Annotated in this window: 17 protein-coding genes; 5 read left to right on the top strand and 12 right to left on the bottom strand. The window is 67.4% G+C overall.

From position 1 onward, the window contains the following. Positions 1-4: 4 nt before the first annotated feature. The 5 genes from ACNFIA_RS13595 to ACNFIA_RS13575 all read right to left on the bottom strand — a co-directional run bounded on the left by ACNFIA_RS13595 (position 5) and on the right by ACNFIA_RS13575 (position 4957). The gene (locus tag ACNFIA_RS13595; RefSeq protein ID WP_416785573.1) at positions 5-598 is read right to left on the bottom strand and encodes a GNAT family acetyltransferase; all 594 of its coding nucleotides are present in this window, start codon (positions 596-598) and stop codon (positions 5-7) included. Positions 599-874: 276 nt separating this feature from the next. Next, positions 875-2161, bottom strand: coding sequence for an acyltransferase family protein (locus ACNFIA_RS13590; protein WP_416785570.1), 1287 nt, complete (start codon positions 2159-2161; stop codon positions 875-877). 48 nt (positions 2162-2209) lie between these two features. Then, the gene (locus ACNFIA_RS13585; RefSeq protein ID WP_416785567.1) at positions 2210-3367 is read right to left on the bottom strand and encodes a phospholipase D-like domain-containing protein; all 1158 of its coding nucleotides are present in this window, start codon (positions 3365-3367) and stop codon (positions 2210-2212) included. After that, positions 3364-3939: a YceI family protein gene (locus ACNFIA_RS13580; protein ID WP_259757280.1), complete on the bottom strand. Its 576-nt coding sequence runs from the start codon at positions 3937-3939 to the stop codon at positions 3364-3366. The genes ACNFIA_RS13585 and ACNFIA_RS13580 overlap by 4 nt, the downstream gene beginning before the upstream one ends. 112 nt (positions 3940-4051) lie before the next feature. Next, entirely contained in the window at positions 4052-4957 is a 906-nt protein-coding gene (locus tag ACNFIA_RS13575) for a LysR family transcriptional regulator (protein WP_416785565.1), read from the bottom strand. Positions 4958-5066: 109 nt separating this feature from the next. Between ACNFIA_RS13575 and ACNFIA_RS13570 the strand changes: the two genes are divergently transcribed. Beyond that, positions 5067-6566 (top strand): MFS transporter, encoded by a 1500-nt coding sequence (locus ACNFIA_RS13570; RefSeq protein WP_416785562.1) that lies wholly within the window; start codon positions 5067-5069, stop codon positions 6564-6566. Between the two features lie 1023 nt (positions 6567-7589). Here the strand turns inward: ACNFIA_RS13570 and ACNFIA_RS13565 are convergent. From ACNFIA_RS13565 to ACNFIA_RS13545, 5 genes are all read right to left on the bottom strand, one after another. Further along, positions 7590-8189: a YceI family protein gene (locus ACNFIA_RS13565; protein WP_416785560.1), complete on the bottom strand. Its 600-nt coding sequence runs from the start codon at positions 8187-8189 to the stop codon at positions 7590-7592. 43 nt (positions 8190-8232) lie between these two features. Continuing rightward, the gene (locus tag ACNFIA_RS13560) at positions 8233-8580 is read right to left on the bottom strand and encodes an amidase (RefSeq protein ID WP_416785558.1); all 348 of its coding nucleotides are present in this window, start codon (positions 8578-8580) and stop codon (positions 8233-8235) included. Further along, on the bottom strand, positions 8577-9704 hold the full coding sequence (locus tag ACNFIA_RS13555; RefSeq protein WP_416785556.1) for a serine hydrolase domain-containing protein: 1128 nt from the start codon (positions 9702-9704) through the stop codon (positions 8577-8579). Before ACNFIA_RS13555 ends, ACNFIA_RS13560 begins: the two co-directional genes overlap by 4 nt. 100 nt (positions 9705-9804) lie before the next feature. After that, positions 9805-10590, bottom strand: a complete 786-nt coding sequence (locus ACNFIA_RS13550) for an MBL fold metallo-hydrolase (protein WP_416785553.1) — start codon at positions 10588-10590, stop codon at positions 9805-9807. A gap of 107 nt (positions 10591-10697) precedes the next feature. After that, complete coding sequence (locus ACNFIA_RS13545; protein WP_416785550.1) at positions 10698-11594, bottom strand: acyl-CoA dehydrogenase; 897 nt, start codon at positions 11592-11594, stop codon at positions 10698-10700. 148 nt (positions 11595-11742) lie between these two features. Here ACNFIA_RS13545 and olsB point away from each other — a divergent pair, with 148 nt between their 5' ends. Together olsB and ACNFIA_RS13535 are read left to right on the top strand one after the other, a co-directional pair. Continuing rightward, positions 11743-12498, top strand: coding sequence for an L-ornithine N(alpha)-acyltransferase (gene olsB / locus ACNFIA_RS13540; RefSeq protein WP_259757288.1), 756 nt, complete (start codon positions 11743-11745; stop codon positions 12496-12498). Then, complete coding sequence (locus ACNFIA_RS13535) at positions 12498-13265, top strand: lysophospholipid acyltransferase family protein (RefSeq protein ID WP_416785548.1); 768 nt, start codon at positions 12498-12500, stop codon at positions 13263-13265. Before olsB ends, ACNFIA_RS13535 begins: the two co-directional genes overlap by 1 nt. 148 nt (positions 13266-13413) lie before the next feature. Here the strand turns inward: ACNFIA_RS13535 and ACNFIA_RS13530 are convergent, their stop codons facing one another. Continuing rightward, a complete protein-coding gene (locus ACNFIA_RS13530) occupies positions 13414-14271 on the bottom strand; it encodes a universal stress protein (RefSeq protein ID WP_259757290.1) in 858 nt (285 codons plus the stop codon). 78 nt (positions 14272-14349) lie between these two features. After that, a complete protein-coding gene (locus ACNFIA_RS13525) occupies positions 14350-14943 on the bottom strand; it encodes an ACP phosphodiesterase (protein WP_259757291.1) in 594 nt (197 codons plus the stop codon). 251 nt (positions 14944-15194) lie between these two features. On the opposite strand from ACNFIA_RS13525, the gene ACNFIA_RS13520 reads away from it, so the two are divergent. Then, positions 15195-15509 carry an ArsR/SmtB family transcription factor gene (locus ACNFIA_RS13520; RefSeq protein ID WP_259759466.1) on the top strand — a complete coding sequence of 105 codons (315 nt, stop codon included), beginning with the start codon at positions 15195-15197 and terminating at the stop codon, positions 15507-15509. Between the two features lie 46 nt (positions 15510-15555). Further along, positions 15556-16719 (top strand): MFS transporter, encoded by a 1164-nt coding sequence (locus ACNFIA_RS13515; RefSeq protein ID WP_416785543.1) that lies wholly within the window; start codon positions 15556-15558, stop codon positions 16717-16719. Positions 16720-16749 lie beyond the last annotated feature (30 nt).

Raw genomic sequence — 16749 nt, 5'->3', positions numbered from 1 at the left:
CCGCTCAGCTCAGCTCCTTGAGCCAGAACATCACCGACTTGCTCGTCTCCCATTGCTCGCCGATATCCCGCCAGCGGTATTCGGCCTGCAACCCGGGTTGCGGGGTGAAGCCGCGTTGCAGCCAGAAGGCATCCGGCGTGCGGTACACCGCCGGTCGCGCGGGGTGGTCCTGCGGGCGCTGCACGGCGCAGAAGGCGCACCAGTCGAAGCGCTGCAGGCTGCGCGCGTAATCCTCGCGCTCCTCGAACAGACGCTGTTCCAGCTCGCCGTTGCGATACTCCGGCAGGAGCACGGATTCGCCGAAATAGAACACCCGGTCCGGATTCCCGCCCAGCAGCAGGAAGGGCCGCTGCAGCGCCTCGCTCGCTTCCTGCAGCGGCAGCGCCGTCGCGGCGCCGACCAGGCGGCCCTGGTCGAGCACCAGCACGCACAGGCTCCAGGCCGAGCGCACGTAGGTGTCCAGGTAGCCGACCTCGTACTCCGCGCTGCCGTCGTTGAGGTGGGGGAATTCTCGGAACACGGTGACACGCAGGCGCGCCAGGTCATCGATGAAGGGGCGGATGGCGTCGCCGCGGAGCAGGCGGAACTCAAGGGGCATGGTGATGTTCGTCCGCGAAGGGCCGCAGCGGCGGCACTCAAGAAAACCTAGCACGGGCGGCTCAGGTTGGCTGCGCGGGCGAAGCACGGCATGGCAGGCCCGTAGGGCGCATAACCCGGAACGGGTTATCCGCCGGTTGCCCCGCGGCGGATAACGCTGGCGCGTTATGCGCCCTACTTTCTCAAGCTCCATGGCAGCGGTTCGCGAGCAAGCTCGCTCCTACAGGATCAGGTCAAGCTTTTCGTAGGAGCGAGCTTGCTCGCGAACGGCCCGAAACTATGACCCGGTCATCACCCGCCGCCGAGCCGCCGCCGGCGCCGGCAACAAGTGACGCACCAGCCATTGGCGCACCGGCACCACGCAGCGTTCCTGCACCAGCACGCAGCTGGTAACCATGAACAGCAGGAACAGCGGATACAGCCACAACGACAGCTGCTGGTGGGTCGCCGATTCGACGCAGAAGGCCCAGTCCGCCAGGCAGTCCCCCGGCGCGCGGATGAGTTTTTCGCTGCGCGAGAACAGCGTGAACAACGGCACATGCAGGGCGAACAGCGACAGCGACGCCGCTCCCAGCCGGGGCGACCAGTGGCGGATCAGGCTGCTGCGCGGGTCCTTGGGCATCGCGCACATCACCACCAGCATGAGCTGCGCCGGCAGCAGCAGGCCGTTGTGCAGCAGGAAGTACCAGAACTTCGCGCCGTGGGTGTAGAGGTAATCGGCGACGAGGAAATTCGCCAGCACGAACGCGCCCATCGCCGTCAGCATCCCTCGTCCCGGCAGGCGGCCGGCGTCCTTGTACTCGCGGAACAGCCCGTAGGCGAGGATGCCGCTGAGGAACTCCGGCAGGCGCAGCAGCGGGTTGCGGTGCAGCAGCCCGGTCCAGGGCATGCCGTACTGCTCGCTGGCCACCACCAGGACCGGCGGGATCAGGTAGAGCCCCCACAGCGCCAGCAACCAGCGCCACTTGTGCCGCAGGCGCGCCAGCCGCGGCGCGACGTAGGGGAAGCAGAGGTAGAAGAAGAACAGCGTCGACAGCGACCAGAGCGGCGCATTGAACGTCAGGTAATACGGGTTCCAGGCCTGCAGCATGGTGAGCTGGAGGATGCTGTTGAACAGCAGCTCGCGGTCGCTCATCCAGTGGTGGAACAGCTCCGGCCGGAGCCGGCCGATGGCCTCGTTGGTGTCGTAGATGACGAAACGCGGGGTCGCCTGGTCCAAATCCGGGCCGATGCCCAGGCCGCTCACCACCAGCAGCACGGCGATGGTCAGGAGGATCGAGACGATGTGCAGCGGGTAGAGATTGGACAGGCGCTTGGTCAGGAAGCTGCGCGGGCTCTCGCGCAACTGCCCGTCGGTGACGTAGACGTGGCAGAGCAGGAAGCCGGAGAGCACGAAGAAGGTGCTGGTGGCGAAGAAGCCCAGGGCGGTGAGGTCATCGAGGCCGGGGAACTTCTGCTCGGCCGGGTAGCTGTGCAGGGTGTGGTAGACCACCACGTAAAGGCCCATCAGGAAGCGCAGCCATTCCAGCCCGATGAAACGTTCCTTCTTCTGCAACCCGTCCACGCTTCTCTCCTCCCGACAAGACGAAGGCCAGCTGGACGAACAACGACCTTATCGGCGGCGGTCGAGGAAGTTCACCACCAGTCGGTCCAGCGAGCCCCAAAGGCGCTCACGCAGGCGTTTCCACCAGGGGCGCGCACGCCAGAACTCCAGGTCGATCGCGCGGCTCTGCGCGAAGTCGGCGGCCAGGCAGTCGGCCACCGCCGCGGTGAACTGTGGATCGAACGCTTCTACATTGGCCTCCAGATTGAACCGAAGGTTCCAATGATCGAAATTGCACGAGCCGACACTGACCCAATCATCGACCAGTACCATCTTCAGATGAAGGAAACGCGGCTGGTACTCGAAGATCTTCACCCCGGCGCGCAGCAGGCTTGGGTAGTAGCGCTGCCCCGCGTAGCGCACCGGAGCATGGTCGGTGAGGCGACCGGTGAGCAGCAGGCGCACGTCGACACCCCGCTGGGCCGCCTTGCGCAGTGCGCGACGGACCTTCCAGGTCGGCAGGAAATAAGGCGTCGCCAGCCAAACGCGCTGGTGCGCGCCGCGCAGCGAACGCACCAGCGCCTGGAGAATGTCGCGGTGCTGCCCGGCGTCGGCATAGGCCACCCGCGCCAGGCCTTCGCCACCGTTGGGAATGGGCGGCAGGCGGGTCAGCAGGACTTCCTCGCGGGGCTTCCAGGCGCGCACCCCGAGGCAGGCATTCCACTGCCGCTCGAACAGGCGCTGCCAGTCGGCGACGATGTGCCCGGTCATCTCCACCATCACTTCGTGCCAGTCGCTGCGGTTGTCCCGCGCCGACCAGAATTCGTCGGTGGCGCCGGTACCGCCGACATAGGCGATGCGTTCGTCCACCAGCAGCAGCTTGCGATGGTCGCGGTACAGATTGCGCAGGCCGGCCTTCCAGCTCAGCGGGTTGTAGTGGCGCAGCTCGCCGCCCGCCTCCAGCAGCTGCCGCGTCCAGGCGCTGGAGAGTTTCAGGCTGCCGAAGGCGTCGAACAGGCAACGCACCTTCACACCGCGTGCGCGGGCGGCCAGCAGGCGGTCCAGCAGCGCCTCGGCGCAGCTGCCGCTTTCCACCAGGTAGAGCTCCAGCTCGATCTGCCGCTCGGCGCTGTCGATGGCGTCGAACATGCGCGGGAAGAAGCGCTCGCCGTCGCACAGCAGGGCGAAACGGTTGCCCGTCCGCCAGGGGAAGATCGGGCCGCTCACCGCGAGGCGAAGATCAGCACGGCGCCCACCGGCACCGACAGGCCGATGCTTTTCAGCCCGGCCAGTTTGCGCAGCTGCGCCACGCCCGGCGCCAGGCCGAAGTCAGCGGCGTTGATCACCAGCGGCGAGAGGGTCACCACCTGGAAGCGGTGTTCGTCCAGGCGGGTGATCAGCACATCGGTGCGGTAGTCCTTCGCCTGGCCGTTCAGTTCCAGGCGCAGCGGCAGGCGCATCTCCAGTTGCACGCCGTTGGCCAGATCGGTGATCGGGCGCAGATCGATGCGCGAGGTGATGCGCGCCTCGGGGAAGGTCCCGGTGTCGAACAGCGTGTCGCGCAGGCGCTCATCGCGCAGCGGGATACCGGTGCTGACCGAGTCCATCTCGATGCGCAGCTCCACCTGGCCCGGCTCCTCCACCTTGCCGTGCATCACCAGGAAGCGGTTCACCTCGGCGATATCGGCGTTCTTGGTGGTGACGAAGGTCAGCCGCGAGGACTCGTAGTCGAGGTACCAGGCAGCCTGGGCAGACGCGGCGAAGCAGGCCGCGACGAGGAAGGCGAACAGCGAGCGCATGAAATCCCTTACATGAGAAACGGACGGATCAACGGCCAACGATAGCGGCCGGGCGGCGGCTTGCAAACCAGCCACGCGGCGAGCCCATTGGGCAGGCGGCGGCGCCAATGGTTCAGTCGGCCAGCAGCGCGGGAATCCCCGCGACCAGCGCATCGATGGCGCAGCGGATCTTCGACGGCATGTAGCGGGTCTTGGGCCACACCGCATGGATGTCCAGCGGCGGCAACCGGCAGCGCCCCTTCACCACCACCAGCTCGCCACGCTTCACGTGCCGCGCCAGCAACCAGGTCGGCAGGCGTGCCAGGCCAAAGCCGGCCACGGCGGCGGCAGTGATCGCCTGCAGGTCGTCCATGCTCAGCTGCGGGTCCATCTCGATGCGCCTGGCATAGCCGTCGTCATCACGCATGTCCCAGGGCGAGGTGACGCCCGCGACGGAGTAGCTGATGGACGCGTGGCCGACGAGATCGTCCAGGTGGTCGGGCATGCCATGCTCGGCGATGTACGACGGCGCGGCGCCAATGCCCGTGTACTGCACGCCCAGCTTGCGTGCGGCAAGTGTGGCGCTGTCGCTCAGCGGGCCGATGCGCACGGCCAGGTCGATGCCCTCTTCCACCAGGTCGACGCGGCGGTCGGTGAACGACAGGTCGATCTTCAGCGATGGATACTGCCGCGCCAGCTCCAGCATCAGCGGCGCCACGCAGAGGTGGCCGAAGGAGATCGGCACACTGACCCGCAAGCGCCCGCGCGGCTCCCTGCGGCCGCCCTCCAGCGCCGTGTGCGCGGCGTCCAGCTCCGCGAGCGCGCGCACGCAGCTGTCGTAGAACACCTGGCCGTCGTCGGTGAGGTTCTGGCTGCGCGTGGTGCGCTGCAGCAGGCGCACGCCCAGGCGCGCCTCCAGCCGGGCGATGGCCTTGCCCACCGCGGAGCGCGTGAGATTCAGCCGCTCCGCCGCCACGGCGAAGCTGCCGGCATCCACCACCTGGACGAAGGTGGCGATGCCATCGAGTCGGTCATCCATCGCCCTGCCCTTTTGCATCCTGAGAAGACCTAATGATGGGACGAAATGGAGCCAATGGGGAACCTCGTTCTTTTCGACAATGGTGGCTCGCCAAACGGAGCCCACTCCCATGACTGCCCACCACAACCCCAGAAACCTCATCGCCCTGGCGGCGGTGTGCCTGTCCTCGATGATGTTCGGCCTGGAGATCTCCAGCGTGCCGGCCAGCCTGCCGGCGCTGGAGCGCGTGCTGCACGGCGACTTCCAGGACCTGCAATGGGTGATGAACGCCTACACCATCGCCGTCACCAGCGTGCTGATGGCCGCCGGCACCCTGGCCGACCGCTACGGCCGCAAGCGCCTGTTCGTCATCAGCCTGGCGCTGTTCGGCATCACCTCGCTGCTCTGCGGGCTGGCGGGCGACATGCCGACCATGATCGCCGGGCGCTTCCTGCAGGGCGCCGCCGGCGGGATCATGCTGATCTGCCAGGTGGCGGTGCTCACCAGCCAGTTCAGCGACCCGGCCGAGCGCGTGCGTGCCTTCGCCGCCTGGGGCGTGGTGTTCGGCGTCGGCCTGGGCTTCGGGCCGATCATCGGCAGCGCCATCGTCGCCATGGCGAGCTGGCAGTGGGTGTTCCTGGTCCATGGCCCGCTCGCCCTGCTCACCCTGGTGCTGGCGCAGTATGGCGCGGTGGAGTCGCGCGATCCGGACGCCGAGCGGCTGGACGTCGGTGGCATGCTGACGCTGTCGCTGGCGGTGCTCGGCACGGTGTTCTACATCACCCAGGGGGCGGATATGGGCTTCGCCAGCCCGGCCGCGCTGGCGGTCCTGCTGCTGAGCATCGCCTGTCTGGCGGCCTTCGTGCTGATCGAACGCCGCGTCGCGCACCCGATGTTCGACTTCTCGGTGCTGCGCATCCGCGCCTTCGCCGGCGCCCTGTTCGGCTCGGCGGGGATGAACGTGAGCTTCTGGCCCCTGATGATCTACCTGCCGGTGTACTACCACGGCGTGCTCGGCTACGACGACGTGACGGCCGGCTGGTCGCTGCTCGCCTACACCCTGCCGACGCTGGTGGTGCCGCCGATCGCCGAGCGCCTGGCGCATCGCTTCCAGCCGGGCTGGGTGATCCCGGGCGGCCTGTTCGTCATCGGCGCCGGCTTCTTCCTGATGCTCTGGGGCAGCGCGGTGGACCGCGCGAGCTGGCTGACGCTGCTACCAGGCTGCGTGCTCGCCGGCATCGGCCTGGGGCTGACCAACACCACGGTGACCAACACCTCCACCGCCGCCGTGCCCGCCACCCGCGCCGGCATGGCGTCGGGCATCGACATGAGTGCACGGATGATCTCCCTGGCGATCAATATCGCGGTGATGGGGCTGATCCTGCTTTCCGGCGTCGCCGCCGCGCTGAACGGCGTAGAGGGTGGCGAGAAGCTGCAATTGGCGGCGAGCATCGCCAGCGGCCGGTTGGGCACGGACGAACCGGACATTGCCCGCGCGGCGCTGGTGCAGGGGTTCGGCTGGGTGCTCGGCTACGGCGGCGTCAGCGCCTGGCTGTTCGCGGCGGGCAGCTTCCTGACCTTCGGCACACATCGCGCGGCGCGGCCTAGACTGGAGGCTGTCCGATCCTGAATGACAGGAGAGTCGCCATGAAAACCATCCTGCTGCTCACCTTCGTGCTCATCAGCGCTTCCAGTTGCAGCGTGGGCTCCGGCTTTCGCTTTCAGCCGGAGCTGCCGGGCATTGCGGTGCGGGCGTAGGAGCGGACTTCGTCCGCGATGGGCTCAGCACCCGTGCGGTTCAGGAGCAACGGCCAAGCGCCCCCTAGGTCCGACACAGAGCGCACCAGAGCTGACCTGTAGGAGCGGGCCATGCCCGCGATCCGCCGACAGGGCCGGCGTCTGTCCTGATGCGATCATGCAGGTTTGCTGCCTCGGCTTGGGTGTTCCTGCGCCGCTCCGGTGTGCGCACGGACTTCTTGTTTCGCCCCCTCGGGCGACCTTCTTTGGCAAACGCCCCAAAGAAGGCAAAGGTCTTGCCCCGGACATCCGGTTTTTCGCTTGAAGCGAAAAATACCCTCGCTCCAGCGAAGTTTCAGGGGCCCGCTGCGAAGGGCCATCCCTGGCCCATCGCAGCTCTCGCGGATCCATGCCGCTCAACCCCTGAAACTCCGCTTCCACTCGGCCTCCTGAACGGGGCCGTTCGGAGTGCGCTGGAATTTATCTGGAAGTCTTCAAGAGCCAGGGCCGTGCCGAAATGCATGGCTCTTCGTAGGACCGAGGGGGCGACTAGCCTTTGCTCGCAAAGCCTCCCCGACGCCGGCCCTGCCGGCGGATCGCGGGCATGGCCCGCTCCTACAGGTCAGCCCTGGTACGCTCTTTGTCGCACCGAGGGGGCCTAGCCCTTGCTCGCGAACCCGTCCGAGCGCCGCGCCTTGCGGGCTCCACGATCAAAGGCCCCTCACCCTAACCCTGGCTGCGCGCCCCGCTCCTCAAACGGGAGAGGGAACCGTTCGGTGCAGGATAAAACCCAAGCGTCAACCGGCGCCGATCTGCCCCTCTCCCCCTGGGAGAGGGTTGGGGTGAGGGCAAAGCCGGCACAATGCTTCACCAGAGCACAGACGCACCAACAGGAGAGCCCCCGTAACACGCACCCTCACGGCGCCTGCTTGATCACCTGGCTGAATCCCAGCACCGCGAACACCGGCACCTCGGGGGTGATGGAAGGCACGTTGGCGACTTCCTTGAGCGGCTCCAGCTTTTCCTCCAGGTCGAAGTCGATCAGCTTGAGCACCAGCGGCTCCAGGGTGGTAACTTCGATGCGGGTCTCGCTGGGCCGGCTGACCAGCACCTCGGATTTCAGCCGGCGCTGCTGGCCGTGCAGGTCGAGGTTGAAGTCCACGGTTTCCTGGCGCGACTGGCCGACCTGCAGGTCGTCGTAACGGCTCAGGTCCAGCTGGCTGCTGATGATCGCCTCGGGGAAGCGCTCGATCTCGAAGAAGGCATTGCGCATCCGTTCATCGCGTAATGCCAAGCCGCTGTCGATGGATTCCAGCGGCACCACCACGCGCACCGCGCCCTGGTCGTCGATCTGCCCGGAGAGGCGGTCGAAGCGCTGCACCTCGGCCATCTTGCCGCGCTTGACCGAGACGAAGCTGATCCGCGACGTGTCGCCGTCCAGCTGCCATTCGGCCAGTGCGAAGGGGCTCGTGAGCACGAGCAGCAGACACACCGCTCCTGTTACAAAAGAATGCATTCATCCTCCGAAGCGGGTCGCCCCGCTCCGTGGAACGCGCCCGTCAGTGGTTGCCCGGTTCGGGCAATGTATCCGCCTGGGGCATCAGCTGGCATCCCTCGCGCACACCGAGCCAGGCGGCTGTCTGCGTACTGCCAAGGCCACGGGCGGTCACCCGCTTGCGCGCTTCGTCGTCGAGGAAGGCGCTGGTCGGCACGTACTGCTTGGTATAGGCCCGGCAATAGTCCGCCGAGTTCCCCATGACGTAGCGGCAGGAGCAGTACTCCTTGGCGGTGTAGGCGCCGATGATGCCGGGGAAGGCGGCCAGGTGGACGCGGTTCTGCCAGACCGTGGTGACCAGCGCGAGCAACAGCAGGACCAGGGCGGTGAGGATCGGGTGACGGCGGATCATGGCTGCACCTCCCCGTGGGCGAAGGCCGCCTGGGCAAGCTTGAGGAAGGTGTCGTGCTGGTAGCTGCCGTCGCGGTCGTCGGCGTAGCGGACGATCACCAGCTTCTGTTCGGGGATCACGTACAGCGCCTGGCCCCAGTGGCCGAGGGCGGCGAAGGTGTCTTCCGGCGCATCCGGCCAGGGCGCGGGCGCGCCGGCCACCGGGCGGTTGAGCCACCACTGGCCGCCGGGCACTGCCTCATTGGGCTTCTGCGGGTCGGGCTGGTACTCGGGGAACGGCGCGAGGACGAAGTTCAGCCAGTCCTGCGGCAACAGCTGGCGCTCCTTCCAGCGCCCGCCGCGCTCCATCAGCAGGCCGATGCGGGCCAGGTCGCGGGCGGTCATGTAGGCGTAGGAGGAGCCGACGAAGGTGCCGCTGGCATCCCGCTCCCAGACGGCGGACCGGATACCCAGCGGCTCGAACAGGGCGGTCCAGGGGTAGTTCGGGTAATCCTTGCCGACCATCTGCTTGAGCGTGGCGGACAGCACGTTGCTGTCGCCGCTCGAATAACGGAAGCGCTTGCCCGGCGCGGCATCGGCCGGGAAGCCGGCGGTGAATTTCGCCATGTCGTCGCGGCCGCGGGTGTAGAGCATCGCCACCACCGAGGAGCGCACCGGTGCGTACTCGTATTCTTCCTGCCAGGCCAGGCCGGAGGCCCAGTGCAGCAGGTCGCGCATCCTGATGTCGGGATGCTCGGCGAAGGCCGAGTAATGCGCGGCGACCGGGTCGTCCAGCTGGAACTTACCCTCGCCATAGGCCACGCCGAGGACGCTGGCCATCACGCTCTTGCTCATCGACCAGGCCAGGTGCGGCGTCTCGGCGCGGGTCGGGCCGGCGTAGCGTTCGTAGATCAGTTGGCCGTCACGGATGACCACCACGGCGTCGGTGCGCACGCCCTTTCGGCTGTCGTCATCGCGGCTGGGGAAGGCGTAGCGTTCGAACGCCTGCACGGCGGCGCCGCTGGGCGTGGCGCCGTGGGGCCAGTCGGCCTCGGGCCAGGTTTCGGCGCCGTGGGCGTGGCTGCTCAGCAGGCAGGTCGCCAGGGCCAGCGCGCGCAGCGCTGGGCGGAAGGGGGCAATGGGCATCGGCGGGCCTCTTGTTATCAGGTGGCCCGCACCCTAGCACGGCGAAGATGACGGATTAAGCGCCGATCGTGCCGTTATCGATGACCATTGGCGCAATCGATCATCGGGGAACCTGGTAATCGTCCGGCCCCATGAGGTCCATGCCGCACTGCAGGTCGCTGATCCAGTCGAGGAAGGCGCCGATCATCGCCTTGCCCACGAATGGCCGGCCGTGCTGCGGAACGATCATCTCGATGTCCAGCCCGCGAACCATGTTGGCCCACAGCCGGCCGACCTTGTTCGACGCCATGTAACGGCGGTGGAAGCCCTCCATGTGCGGCACGTGGGCGGCGAAATCCTGCACGGGGCTGGCGTCGTCCACCAGGGAGGCGCCCATGTCGCCGGAGAAGAGGATCTTGCTGACGGGATCGTAGATCTGGAAATTGCCCACCGAGTGGAGGAAGTGCGCGGGGATCATCTTCAGCTGGCAGCGGCCCAACGGCACCGACTCGCCGCGGTCGGGCAGTGGAATCACCCGGTCATAGGTGGAGATGCCGTGGCTGACGGCCAGGTAGTTGGCCGTGAGGTGCGGCAGGAAGCGCGCCCAGAGCTTGGAGCAGATGACCTTGGCGCGGGTGTGCAGCAGCCACTTGTCCAGCGCGGCGATGATGTCCGGGTCCTGGTGCGAGGCGAAGATGTAGTCCAGATCCTGCAGCGGGAACAGCTTGGAGAGTTCCAGTGACAACGGGGTGTAGGTCAGGTCGCCGCCCGGGTCGAGCAACAGCCGCTTGTCGTGGTCGACGATGAGGAACTGGTTGGATTGCACACCGTCGCCGCTGACCAGGTCGTCGAAACACAGGCATTGGTGTATTCCGTCGTCGAACAGGACGATGGGTTCGCGTCGCATGAGGGATTTCCTAAAGCAGTGGGAGGGAAAACAGTGGGTAGCCCTGCGGAAATTTCTGAATACAGCGGCAGAAACGGCTGCAAGGCTAACCACCCCTCACCGGGGCCTCACTGACCTGCGTCAAGGCCCAATGCCACCCTCGCCTTCTCCAGGCGCTTGGCCCGCGCGGCGCCAGCGATGGCGAGCACGCCCTTGTCACGCTTCCACACCGCCGCGAGTGCCGCATCGCCAGCGGCGAATGCAGCGTCCAGTGCCGAGGCGAGGCTTTCGAACTGGCTGAACACACCGGCCAGCAGCAGGTGCGTCGGCGCCTGCGAAGCCGGCTGCCGGCTGACCTCCGCGCAGCCGGCGAGCACGCCCGCCAGGCGCAGGCTCAGCTGCGCCGGCCATTGGCGCTCCGTGGCCAATCCGTACAGCCACGCGCAGATCGCCGCCAGCACGTGGGTGTCCTCCAGGGTGCGGAAGGGCTTGCTGTAGGCCTCCCAGCCATCGCCAGGCAGGCGCTCGCAATGGGCGCCGTCGAGCAGCAGGCGGGCGTGGGGGATATCCGGCATCAGCGGCAGGGCGGGCAGCGCTTCGAGCGTCGCCCCCGGAGCGCCGGCCTGCACCACGGTCATGGCGATGCGTGGGGGCTCGCCCTCCTCCTCGTCGCGCGCGGCCACCAGCCACCAGGCGGCACTGTCGGCGGCGGTGGCGAAGTCCTTGCGGCCGTGCAGCACCAGGCCATCGAGGCGGGTCTGCAGGTCGGCGGGGCGCACGCTCTTCTTCTCGGTCACGCACAACGCGCCGAGGCTGCGCGGCGCGGCCGGCCAGAGGGCACGCAGGGCGGCCTGGTAGCCGGCGAGAAAGGCCAGCCCCGGCGAAGTCGCCAGGCGGCCGCCGAGCACTGCCAGTTCGAAGCTGCCGGCGCACCCGGCGCGCGTGAGCAATTCGGCGTACCAGTCGTCCAGGGCGAGGCCGGGCGGTAAGCGGTCCTGCGGGCCGAGCAGACATTTCCAGGGCATCGCGGCGCTCCTTCCTTCGAGATCGGGGTTCTTGTCATACAAGCATCACCGCACCGTCACGGGCGTGACACCGGTCATTCCTAGCCTGAGCTTGCACAACAAAGCCGACCGGCCGCAACCCGCATGGCCGGTTCACGGAGGCACTCGCATGAGTCAGATCGCCCTCTCCTGTGACACCCCGGCGCAGCGCCGACTCAAGGCCGTGCGTCTGCGCGGCGCCCGCGCCCTGCGCGAAGCCCAGGCCCTGCGCTACCGCGTGTTCAGCAGCGAATTCGACGCCCGCCTCAAGGGAGCCGAGCAGGAACTGGACATGGACGACTATGACCGCCACTGCGCCCACATCGGCGTGCGCGACCTCAACAGCGGTGCGCTGGTGGCCACCACCCGCCTGCTCGACCACCGCGCCGCCCAGCGCCTGGGCCGCTTCTACAGCGAAGAGGAATTCGCCCTCGACGGCCTGGGCGACCTGCAAGGCCCGGTGCTGGAGATCGGCCGCACCTGCGTTGACCCGGACTACCGCAACGGCGGCACCATCGCCGTGCTGTGGAGCGAACTGGCCGAAGTGCTCAACGAAGGCGGCTACCGCTACCTGATGGGCTGCGCCAGCATCCCCATGCGCGACGGCGGCATCCAGGCCCGCGCGGTGATGCAACGCCTGCGCGAGCGCTACCTGTGCCAGCAGAACCTGCGCGCCGAGCCGAAGACGCCGCTGCCGCCGATGGACGTGCCGGAGAACCTCACCGCCGAGCTGCCGCCGCTGCTCAAGGCCTATATGCGCCTGGGGGCGAAAATCTGCGGCGAGCCCTGCTGGGACCCGGACTTCGGCGTCGCCGACGTGTTCATCCTGCTCAAGCGCGACGAGCTCTGCCCGCGCTACGCCCGTCACTTCAAGGCCGCCGTCTGATGCGCCGCCTGCGCGCCGGGTTGCGCGTCGCCCGCCTGCTGGCTCTGTTGCTGGTGGGCCTCGCGCTGGCCAGCTTCGTCAGCCTGCTGGAGCGCCTGCCCGGCGACCGCATGGCGCTGCGCCAGCGCCTGACGCGCTGGTTCCTAGCGCGGCTGTCCGCCGCCCTGCCCTTCGAACTGCAGGTGCACGGCGAGTTGCCCGCGCGGCCGATGCTGTGGGTCTGCAACCATGTGTCGTGGGTCGATATTCCGCTGCTCGGCGGCCTGCTGCCGCTGACCTTCCTGTCCAAGGCAGAAGTGCGCCAGTGGCCGGTGGCCGGCTGGCTGGCGGAAAAGGCCGGCACACTGTTCATCCGCCGGGGATCGGGGGATTCGCGGATGATCAACGCGCAACTGGCCACGCACCTGTCGCACGGACGTTCGCTGCTGGTGTTCCCCGAAGGCACCACCACCGACGGCACCCGCCTGCGTACCTTCCACGGCCGGTTGATGGCCAGCGCCATCGAAGCCGGCGTACCGGTGCAGCCGGTGGCGCTGCGCTACCGGCGCAACGGCCAGGCCTGCGGGTTGGCGCCCTTCATCGGTGACGACGACCTGGTCAGCCACCTGATGCGCCTGTTCGCCCATGATCGGGGCGTGGTGGAGATCCACCTGCTGCCGGCGCTGCCGAGTACCCACCAGGACCGCAACCTGCTGGCCAGGCAGGCGCAGGCCGCCATTCAGGCGGTGGTGTGCGAGGTTCAGGAAGAATCGGCCATCGCGGCCTGAGAAAAACGAGAGAGCAAAGAGGAATTGGAGCCCGCCGTAACCTACGGCCGACGGGTTCCCACTCTGACGAAACGGCTTTCAAACTGCGCCGGGCGACACCCTCGAGCCGCCCGGTGAAGCCTGAAAACAGTCTCCAGACGCCGCAGGCTCAGGCCTCCGGCGGCACGACCAGGATGTCACAATCCAGTTCGCGCAGAGCGTAGTCGGCAACACTGCCGATCAGGGCACGCTTGATCCCGCCCATACCCCGAGTACCCATGACCAGCAGATCGGGCCGATGCTTGTCGACCATCCGCTGCAGCACGTTGCCCGGCAGCCCGACGGCCACCAGTTGTTCATCGATGCGGCCTTCCAGGTGCTGCTCGTGGAGGAATTTCTTCAGGTCATCCACCGCCTGGCGCGATTCGGTGCCGACGAATTCGTCGATGCGCTCCTCGCTCACCCCGGAGTACTGCATCATGCCCTTGGCCAGCGGGCTGAAGGCATAGACGCCGCGGCGCACGGCACCTTCGAGCAGGCCCAGTTGATCGGCCACTTCCACCGCATGGGCCGACGCCGGCGAGGTGTCGAGCGCGATCAGCAGGTCGCGGTATTCCCCGCCGGCCGGCTGGTTGACCACCAGCACCGGCAGTTGCCCGGCGCGCAGCACACGCTCGACGGTGGTGCCGACGAAGATATCGCGCAGCACGCTCTTGCGGTGCGCGCCCATCACCAGCAGTTCGCAGTTCTGCTTCTTCGCCGCGGCAAGAATCTGTTGATTCGGATCGCCGCGCTCCACCAGCAGTTTCGGGCAGGTGCCGCCCAGTTCGGTGAGTTCCACCAGTCGCGCTTCGAGCATCAGGCGCACCTGGGTGACTTCCTGCTCGACCAGCGCCGAAGGCTGGTCCTCGTCGACCACGTAGACCACGCTCCACGGGCAGGCGTAGCGCTTGGCCAGCGCTGCGGCACGGTGCAAAGCCTTTTCGGAACGGCCGGATAGATCCGTTGCGACCATTAACGACTTCATGATGCTGCTCCTCTCGTCGTCCTTCAGATGTGTCTATTGCACACGCGATGGGCCGGCGGGCGGTTGACGCATATCAAGTCAGGCCGGACCGTCCATCGAATTCGGCAGATTTCTGACGAAGGCCTGCAACTCGGGATAGAACTCGCGGAAATCGCCGCTCAAGGGTTCGTACAGGCGGTCCAGCTCCTCCCAGGCGCCATCCAGCAGGGACGGCCGGGACAGGCGCCGGGACATCCCGCTGACCACATCCTGCAGCACCTCGAACTCCCGGTAACTGCCGAGCCAGTCCTGCGCTGCCATGCGCGGTGCAATGCGTGCCAGACGCTCCGGCAGGCCGGGCGTGCGGCCCAGTACACCGTAGACCCGTTGGGTGAAGTGCTCCAGCGGCTCGCCAGAGAAGCGCCCCCAGTCGCGGGCCAGGCAGTGGTCGAAGAACACGTCGAGAAGCACGCCGGCCATGCGCCGGCGCTCGCTGGGGAAGCGCGTCTTGGCACTGTGTATCAAGGCGTGACTGTCGGTGAAGGCGTCGATGCGCCGGTGCAGGCGAATGCCCGCCTCGATCTCGGCGGGCCACTGGCCGGCCAGCGGGCCTTTGACGAAGTCGCCATAGAGGCTGCCGAGCAGTTGGGCGGGCCGGTCGCCGCCCAGGTGGAGGTGCGCGAGGTAGTTCATGGGGAGAGCTTAGCGCGGATCCGGTGCCGATCTGAATCGCGGTGCCGTGACCATGGCGTAGGAGCGGATTCATCCGCGATAGGTCCGCATCGCGCCCGGCGCCGATCGCGGACGGAGCCCGCTCCTACGCAGCCAGGTAATATCATCGCTGGTGATCATTACTATCGCCCCAAACGAATTCATATCGTTTTTGACCGATATATAGTTCGTCCCAACGCGATATACCGAAGTGCCCCATGACTGAACAACCCATGCTCGATCCTGGCATCGACCTCGACGAAATCTTCAAGGCCCTGGCTCATCCGGTGCGGCGCGACATGCTGCACTGGCTCAAGGATCCGGAGCAGTTCTTCGTCGAGCAGGAACACCAGTCCTTCGAGATCGGCGTCTGCGCCGGCAAGTTCGACCAGCGCACCGGTCTGTCGCAATCCACCGTCTCCGCGCATCTGGCCACCCTCCAGCGCGCGGGCCTGGTGACCAGTCGAAAAGTCGGCCAGTGGAACTTCTTCAAACGCAATGAAGAAACCATCCGGGCCTTTGTTCGCCACCTGAGCGAAGCGCTGTAACCGGCTACTGCCAGCCAAGACAACTTCCACTTCCAGGAGCAGGCGCATGCCCACTTCGCTTCTCGTCCTCGCTTTGTCCGCGTTTGCCATCGGCACCACGGAATTCGTGATCATGGGCCTGCTGCCCGAGGTCGCGGGCGACCTGTCCGTCACCATCCCGGCCGCCGGCTGGCTGGTCAGCGGCTATGCCTTCAGCGTCGCCATCGGCGCGCCGATCATGGCCCTGCTCACCGCCCGCCTGCCGCGCAAGACCGCCCTGCTGATGCTCATGGGCATCTTCATCCTCGGCAACCTGCTCTGCGCGGTAGCCGCCAACTACGGCCTGCTGATGCTGGCGCGGATCATCACCGCGCTCTGCCATGGCGCCTTCTTCGGCATCGGCTCGGTGGTCGCTGCCAGCCTGGTGCCGGCCAACCGCAAGGCTTCTGCCGTGGCCCTGATGTTCACCGGCCTGACCCTGGCCAACGTGCTGGGCGTGCCGGCCGGCACCGCGCTGGGCCAGATCGCCGGCTGGCGCTCGCCGTTCTGGGTGGTGACGCTGATTGGCGTGGCGGCACTGATCGGCCTGTGGCGCGTGCTGCCCCGCAACAACGACGAAGAAGCGGTGGACATGCGCAAGGAAGTCGCCGCGCTGCGCAACGGCCCGCTGTGGCTCGCGCTGGGTACCACCGTACTGTTCTCGGCGGCCGTCTTCGCCTTGTTCACCTACGTCGCGCCGCTGCTGGGCGAAGTCACGCGGGTCTCGCCGCGCGGCATCACCTGGAGCCTGGTGCTGATCGGCCTGGGCCTGACCCTGGGCAACATCATCGGCGGCCGCCTCGCCGACTGGCGCCTGGGCACCACCCTGGCCGGCGTGTTCGCCGTCATGGCGGTGGTGTCCACCGCGCTGAGCTGGACCAGCGCCGCGCTGGTGCCGGCCGAGATCACCCTGTTCATCTGGGCTGCCGCCGCCTTCGCCGCCGTGCCGGCCCTGCAGGTGAACGTGGTGCGCGTCGGCGGCGCCGCGCCGAACCTGGTCGCCACCCTGAACATCGGCGCCTTCAACGTCGGCAATGCCATCGGCGCCTGGGTCGGCGGCAGCGTCATCGACCACGGCCTGGGCCTTACCCGCGTGCCCCTGGCAGGCGCCGTGCTCTCCGTCCTCGCGCTGATCGCGGTGATGATCGCCTTCAGCGGCAAACCCAACCAGCCCCAACCTGTCCTTGATTGATCCTCTACCCTCACGCCCCGGAGTAACGCA

This window comes from Pseudomonas sp. NY15437 (assembly GCF_048068435.1).
Classification (GTDB): Bacteria; Pseudomonadota; Gammaproteobacteria; order Pseudomonadales; family Pseudomonadaceae; genus Pseudomonas; species Pseudomonas nitroreducens_B.
Note: the sequence above shows the minus strand (reverse complement) of the source record. Positions and strands in the feature narration are given on the sequence as shown.

Excerpts from the sequence above, each read along its gene's own strand:
- ACNFIA_RS13565 (WP_416785560.1), bottom strand. The coding sequence starts at position 8,189 with ATGCATTCTTTTGTAACAGGAGCGGTGTGTCTGCTGCTCGTGCTCACG.
- ACNFIA_RS13535 (WP_416785548.1), top strand. The coding sequence starts at position 12,498 with ATGCGCCGCCTGCGCGCCGGGTTGCGCGTCGCCCGCCTGCTGGCTCTG.
- ACNFIA_RS13595 (WP_416785573.1), bottom strand. The coding sequence starts at position 598 with ATGCCCCTTGAGTTCCGCCTGCTCCGCGGCGACGCCATCCGCCCCTTC.
- olsB (WP_259757288.1), top strand. The coding sequence starts at position 11,743 with ATGAGTCAGATCGCCCTCTCCTGTGACACCCCGGCGCAGCGCCGACTC.
- ACNFIA_RS13560 (WP_416785558.1), bottom strand. The coding sequence starts at position 8,580 with ATGATCCGCCGTCACCCGATCCTCACCGCCCTGGTCCTGCTGTTGCTC.
- ACNFIA_RS13575 (WP_416785565.1), bottom strand. The coding sequence starts at position 4,957 with ATGGATGACCGACTCGATGGCATCGCCACCTTCGTCCAGGTGGTGGAT.
- ACNFIA_RS13515 (WP_416785543.1), top strand. The coding sequence starts at position 15,556 with ATGCCCACTTCGCTTCTCGTCCTCGCTTTGTCCGCGTTTGCCATCGGC.
- ACNFIA_RS13545 (WP_416785550.1), bottom strand. The coding sequence starts at position 11,594 with ATGCCCTGGAAATGTCTGCTCGGCCCGCAGGACCGCTTACCGCCCGGC.
- ACNFIA_RS13555 (WP_416785556.1), bottom strand. The coding sequence starts at position 9,704 with ATGCCCATTGCCCCCTTCCGCCCAGCGCTGCGCGCGCTGGCCCTGGCG.
- ACNFIA_RS13570 (WP_416785562.1), top strand. The coding sequence starts at position 5,067 with ATGACTGCCCACCACAACCCCAGAAACCTCATCGCCCTGGCGGCGGTG.
- ACNFIA_RS13580 (WP_259757280.1), bottom strand. The coding sequence starts at position 3,939 with ATGCGCTCGCTGTTCGCCTTCCTCGTCGCGGCCTGCTTCGCCGCGTCT.
- ACNFIA_RS13520 (WP_259759466.1), top strand. The coding sequence starts at position 15,195 with ATGCTCGATCCTGGCATCGACCTCGACGAAATCTTCAAGGCCCTGGCT.
- ACNFIA_RS13525 (WP_259757291.1), bottom strand. The coding sequence starts at position 14,943 with ATGAACTACCTCGCGCACCTCCACCTGGGCGGCGACCGGCCCGCCCAA.
- ACNFIA_RS13530 (WP_259757290.1), bottom strand. The coding sequence starts at position 14,271 with ATGAAGTCGTTAATGGTCGCAACGGATCTATCCGGCCGTTCCGAAAAG.
- ACNFIA_RS13550 (WP_416785553.1), bottom strand. The coding sequence starts at position 10,590 with ATGCGACGCGAACCCATCGTCCTGTTCGACGACGGAATACACCAATGC.